Origin of the sequence: Rugamonas sp. (assembly GCF_025354735.1) — a bacterium.
Taxonomy (GTDB): domain Bacteria; phylum Pseudomonadota; class Gammaproteobacteria; order Burkholderiales; family Burkholderiaceae_D; genus Rugamonas.
The window spans coordinates 1-4,824 of record NZ_JANXMI010000130.1 but is presented as its reverse complement, the minus strand read 5'-3'; the positions used below and the strand labels follow the sequence as shown (position 1 = coordinate 4,824).

5 protein-coding genes are annotated in these 4,824 nt (G+C 68.2%); 4 read left to right on the top strand and 1 reads right to left on the bottom strand.

Going from position 1 to position 4,824, the window contains the following annotated elements:
• Positions 1–390: diguanylate cyclase (locus Q0S71_RS10615; protein ID WP_295994717.1), on the top strand; the 390-nt coding region annotated here is incomplete at its 5' end.
• A 176-nt stretch (positions 391–566) separates the two neighbouring features.
• On the top strand, positions 567–737 hold the full coding sequence (locus Q0S71_RS10610; protein WP_295994724.1) for an oxidoreductase-like domain-containing protein: 171 nt from the start codon (positions 567–569) through the stop codon (positions 735–737).
• 210 nt (positions 738–947) lie between these two features.
• Here the strand turns inward: Q0S71_RS10610 and Q0S71_RS10605 are convergent, their stop codons facing one another.
• The gene (locus tag Q0S71_RS10605; protein ID WP_295994714.1) at positions 948–2,699 is read right to left on the bottom strand and encodes a methyl-accepting chemotaxis protein; all 1,752 of its coding nucleotides are present in this window, start codon (positions 2,697–2,699) and stop codon (positions 948–950) included.
• Between the two features lie 368 nt (positions 2,700–3,067).
• On the opposite strand from Q0S71_RS10605, the gene Q0S71_RS10600 reads away from it, so the two are divergent.
• Both Q0S71_RS10600 and Q0S71_RS10595 read left to right on the top strand, forming a co-directional pair.
• The gene (locus Q0S71_RS10600; RefSeq protein ID WP_295994721.1) at positions 3,068–4,351 is read left to right on the top strand and encodes an NRAMP family divalent metal transporter; all 1,284 of its coding nucleotides are present in this window, start codon (positions 3,068–3,070) and stop codon (positions 4,349–4,351) included.
• Positions 4,352–4,493: 142 nt separating this feature from the next.
• On the top strand, positions 4,494–4,824 hold a 331-nt coding region (locus Q0S71_RS10595; RefSeq protein ID WP_295994711.1), incomplete at its 3' end, for a hypothetical protein.

The window sequence follows — 4,824 nt, the reverse complement described above, 5'->3', positions numbered from 1 at the left end:
GATTTCTTCAAGGCTTACAACGACCATTACGGCCACGTGGCCGGCGACGCCTGCCTGCGCGCGGTGGCGCAGGTGCTGGGCGCGCACGGCCGCCGCGGCAGCGACCTGGTGGCGCGCTACGGCGGCGAGGAATTCGTGCTGCTGGCGGCCGCCACCGGGACCGCCGACGCCTTCGGCCTGGCCGAGGCCATCTGCGCGGCGCTGGCGCGGCAGGGGCTGCCGCACGCGCAGTCGCCGCTGGCCATCGTCACCATCAGCATCGGCGTGGCGGTGATGCCGGCCACCGAGGACGGCGCGCCCGAGGCGCTGCTCAAGGCGGCCGACGCCGCGCTGTACCGCGCCAAGGACCAGGGCCGCAACCAGGCGCTGCTGTCGCGGCCGGCGGGGTGAGCATCGCGCGGCGCGATGCAAGGAGACGCGTGCGCTGCGGTGAGTCCGATGCAATGCCCGCCCGGCGATGCGGCGATGCGGCGCCGACCGCGCCGGCGGCATGTGCCGCCGCTTGCTACACTGGCGGCATGAAACACACCGCATCCGAACCCACATCCCCGCCCGATCACGATCCCATGCCGGCCGAGCCGCGCCGTCCCGCCAGCGATGAGTGCTGCCACAGCGGCTGCCAGTTCTGCGTGCAGGATCTCTACGAAGACGAACTGGACCGCTATCGCGCCGAGCTGGCCAAATGGCGGGAACGCCATCCCGACTATGGGCCGGCTCGGCGCGCGCGGCCATCCTGACGCCGCCTCGAATTCAGCCAGCCTTCACCGTCGCTGGAAGTGGCGCGCGGGATCGCGCGTGTACGCCGCGCCGCCGAAGCGCGTCTTCCAGTATCGAGATGAATCGGCCGATCAGTGGGCCAATGAGTGGGCCGATAAGTGAGCCGATGAGTGAGCCGATGAATTAGGCGATGAGTGAGCCGGCCGGCCAAGCGGCCGCCCGCTCACCCGTCAAAAGGTTTCCCACTCGTCGCCGCTGGTGTCGGCCGCCACCGTCTGTTTGAGCGAGGGCCGGGCGGCCGCCTTGGGCGCCGGCGCCTTGGCCAGGGCCGGCCGCGGCGCCGGACGCACCGCCGCCGCCACTGATACCGACGCCGGCGGCCGCGCCACCGACTTGCGGCGCGCCGGCGGCGGCGTCATTGCGGCCATCATCGTCGCGCTGAGCTTGAAGCGGCACACGACCTGGCTCAGCTGGGCCGCCTGGTCCTGCATCGATTCGGCCGCCGCCGCCGCCTCCTCGACCAGGGCCGCGTTCTGCTGCGTCACCTGGTCCATATGCACGATGGCGTGGTTGACCTGCTCGATGCCGGTGCTCTGCTCCTGGCTGGCGGCCGTGATCTCGCCCATGATGTCGGTCACGCGCGTGATGCTGGCGACGATTTCCTCCATCGTCGCGCCGGCCTGGTTGACCAGCTCGGACCCGGCCTCGACCTGCTCGACCGAATTGTTAATCAGCGTCTTGATGTCCTTGGCGGCCGCCGCCGAGCGCTGCGCCAGGTTGCGCACCTCGCCGGCGACGACGGCGAAGCCGCGGCCCTGCTCGCCGGCGCGGGCCGCCTCGACGGCCGCGTTCAAGGCCAGGATATTGGTCTGGAAGGCGATGCCGTCGATGACGGAAATGATGTCGACGATCTGGCGCGACGAGGCGTTGATCGAGGCCATGGTGCCGACCACCTGGCCGACCACGTCGCCGCCCTTGACGGCGATGCCCGACGCCGACCGCGCCAGCACGTTGGCCTGGCGCGCGTTGTCGGCGTTCTGCTTGACGGTGGAGGTCAGCTCCTCCATCGACGACGCCGTCTCCTCCAGCGAGCTGGCCTGCTGCTCCGTGCGCGACGACAAATCCTGGTTGCCGGCCGCGATCTGCGCCGACGCCACGGTGATGGTGTCGGTGCCGCTGCGCACCTGCCCGACCAGCGACTGCAAGCTCTTGTTCATGTCGCTGAGGGCCTGCATCAGCTGCCCCGTTTCGCAGTTGGTGCTGGCCTCGATGTCGTGGGTGAGGTCGCCGTCGGCGACGTCGCGCGCCAGCGCCAGCGCCTCCTGCAAGGGCCGCGACACCATGCGCGCGATCCACAGCGCCAGCGCGAAGCCGATGCCGATGTTCAGCACCAGCAGCACGATCTGCCACTGGCGCGCGCCGACGTAAATGGCGGTGGCGGCGTCGCTGGCGCTGACGCCGCCGTCGGTGTTGAGCTTGACGAGCTGGTTGATGCGCTGGTTCATCTCGCCCATGGTCTTGAGCGAGGAACCGGTCAGCACGGCGCGCGCCTCGGTCTTCTGGTTCAGGCGCGACAGGCCGATGATCTTGGCGTGGTCGGCCATGTAACTGTCCCACAGCTTGGTGAACTGATCGTACAGCGTCTTTTCCTCGGGGCTGGACACCAGCTTGGCGTAGCGTTCGCTGTCCTTCTTCATCGTCGCCGCCGAATCGCCCATCGACGCCTCGTACTTGGCCATGCCGGCGGCCTCGTCGTTGAGGATGTGGGCCAGCTCCCAGCGCCGCATGTCGCCGACGTCGGTGCGGATCGACATGATGGCCTGCACGCTCGGCATCCAGTTTTCGGACAGGTCGCTGGAAGCCTGGTTGATGCGCCCCATCGACACGATGGCGGTGACGCCCATGATGAGCGTCAGCAGCAGGACCAGGCTGAAGGAGATGATGAGCTTGGTGGCGATTCTGAGGTCATAGAACCATTTCATGGACAGTTTTCCTTATGACGTTATACGGTAGGCGGCTACGCACGGTGGACGCGGTACGCACGGGGGCTCCGCTGGCAAGTATGCGCCATGTTGGCCGCCCTGCCTTCTGCTTTAGGAGGGTGTCGGCTGCGCGCAACAATCGCGGCGGGCCGGATGGAAAACGGCACCGCGCCGGCGGCGGCGGCCGGCTTGCCGCTTGCCGTACAACGCGGCGGCCTCAGCCATGCATACCGTGGCGGGGGGCATTGATGTACGCTGGCGTACGGATAGAATGGTCTAGACAGACTATCATCGTCCCCATAACAATTTCCCCCACGGATCGGACCCAGGCCATGAACAGCATCCACCGCACGCCCGCCGATCCCGGCATGCCGCCCGACGTCGCCGCCGCCAAGCCGGCCCGGGTGTCGTGGCTGGCCAAGCTCGGCCCCGGCCTCATCACCGGCGCCGCCGACGACGACCCCAGCGGCATCGCCACCTATTCCCAGGCCGGCGCGCAATTCGGCTTCGGCATGCTGTGGACCGTGCTGCTGACGTATCCGCTGATGGTGGGCATCCAGGTCATCAGCGCCCGCATCGGCCGGGTCAGCGGCCACGGCCTGGCCACCAACATCCGGCGCCACTTCCCGCGCTCGCTGCTCTACCTCATCGTCGGCCTGCTGCTGGTGGCCAACACCATCAATATCGCGGCCGACGTCGCCGCCATGGGCCAGGCGCTGCAACTGCTGGCCGGCGGCCCGTCGCAGCTGTACGCGCTGGGCTTCGGCATGGTCTCGCTGCTGCTGCAAGTGTTCATCCCCTACCGCAATTACGTGCGCATCCTCAAATGGCTGACGCTGGCGCTCATGGCTTACGTGGCCACGGTGCTGGTGGTGCAAGTGCCGTGGTTGACGGTGCTGCACGACACGCTGATCCCGCCGCTGTCGTGGAAGGCCGCCTACCTGACGACGGTGGTGGCCGTGTTCGGCACGACGATCAGCCCCTATCTGTTTTTCTGGCAGGCGTCGCAGGAAGTGGAGGATATGCAGGCCGATCCGCACGCCCTGGCCTTGAAGCGCGCGCCGCACCAGGTCAGCACCAACTTCAACCGCATCAAGGCCGACACCGTGATCGGCATGGGCTTTTCCAACGTGGTCGCGTTCTGCATCATCCTGACCACGGCCGTCACGCTGCACGCCCACGGCATCGGCAACATCGACTCGTCGGCGCAGGCCGCGACGGCGCTGCGGCCGATCGCCGGCGAGTTCGCGTTTTTGCTGTTCAGCCTGGGCATCATCGGCACCGGGCTGCTGGCCGTGCCGGTGCTGGCCGGCTCGGCCGCCTACGCCATGGCCGGCGCCTTCGGCTGGACCGGCAGCCTGGAAGCGCAGCCGAAGGCGGCGAAAAAATTCTACGCCATCATCGCCGGCGCCACCCTGGTCGGCGCCGCGCTGTGCTTCACGCCGGTCGACCCGATCAAGGCGCTGTACTGGAGCGCGGTGGTCAACGGCGTGATTTCGGTGCCCATCATGGTGGTGATGATGTTGATGGCGCGGCGCCATGCCATCATGGGCAAGCTGGTCATTTCGCAGCGGCTCAAGCTGCTCGGCTGGTTGTGCACCGGCGTCATGGCGCTGGCCGTGGTGGCCATGTTCGCCACGCTGGGCGGTTAGCGCGGCATGGAAAATCGCCGCCTGTCGTTGCGGGGTCTGCCCCCGGTGTCGGCGCCGCTGGCGCGGCCATCGGCATCGCCCCTTGGTCGCGCGGCCCATCTGCGGTAAGCTGGCGCATCTGAAACCGAGCGGAGTGGCAACGATGTCGAACAACTGGATCAAGCGCGGTCTGTCGCTGCTGCTGATGGCGGCGCTGGCGCTGCCGGCGCTGGCCCTGGACCGCCCCTTCCCGCCGGCCACCAAGCGCGCCAAGTTGACGCCCGGCGTGTTCCCGTCCATCAGCCTGAACGGCGTGGCGCGGCAGTTGTCGGCCGGGGCCCGCATCTTCAACCGCAACAACACCATCGACATGCTGGGCGCCGTCTCCGGCAGCAACATCGTCGTCAACTACACCGAAGACGCCATGGGCTACGTCGACCGCGTGTGGATACTCACGCGCGACGAAGCGGCTCACGACTTGCCGACCATGGATG

Excerpts from the sequence above, each read along its gene's own strand:
- Q0S71_RS10605 (WP_295994714.1), bottom strand. The coding sequence starts at position 2,699 with ATGAAATGGTTCTATGACCTCAGAATCGCCACCAAGCTCATCATCTCC.
- Q0S71_RS10610 (WP_295994724.1), top strand. The coding sequence starts at position 567 with ATGCCGGCCGAGCCGCGCCGTCCCGCCAGCGATGAGTGCTGCCACAGC.
- Q0S71_RS10600 (WP_295994721.1), top strand. The coding sequence starts at position 3,068 with ATGCCGCCCGACGTCGCCGCCGCCAAGCCGGCCCGGGTGTCGTGGCTG.